Source organism: Vibrio sp. 10N.222.49.C9 (assembly GCF_041474985.1).
Classification (GTDB): domain Bacteria; phylum Pseudomonadota; class Gammaproteobacteria; order Enterobacterales; family Vibrionaceae; genus Vibrio; species Vibrio crassostreae_C.
The window spans coordinates 1-415 of record NZ_JBFRVD010001581.1 but is presented as its reverse complement, the minus strand read 5'-3'; the positions used below and the strand labels follow the sequence as shown (position 1 = coordinate 415).

The following is a 415-nucleotide window of genomic DNA, read 5'->3' as shown; positions in this document are numbered from 1 at the left end:
TCATTGAACAACATAAAATCTAGTCTGATTTTAGAACCATAAAAATCTGCTGAATGGACTCATTAAACAGAATTGGTCATTGAACTAATAGGCTCTCACATTCGCCTTTTAGATAAAAACCAAGATGAATAAAGGTCCATGCTATGACAACAACTACTACACTGTCAGCAACTCGTATAGAAGAAGATCTCCTTGGCCAACGCCATGTCCCTGCCGACGCTTATTACGGCATTCATACCCTACGCGCAATCGAAAACTTTAATATCTCAAATGCGACCATCTCTGATGTGCCCGAATTCGTTCGCGGTATGGTCATGACCAAAAAAGCGGCTGCGATTGCCAACAAAGAACTCAGCGTTATTCAACCCGATGTTGCCAAACACATTATCGATGCCTGTGATGTCATTCTAGAAAC

1 protein-coding gene is annotated in these 415 nt (G+C 41.4%); it reads left to right on the top strand.

The genetic code is table 11. From position 1 onward, the window contains the following. Window positions 1-143 precede the first annotated feature (143 nt). A partial coding sequence (locus AB4585_RS29355) for a lyase family protein (RefSeq protein ID WP_372172352.1) occupies window positions 144-415 on the top strand: 272 nt, incomplete at its 3' end.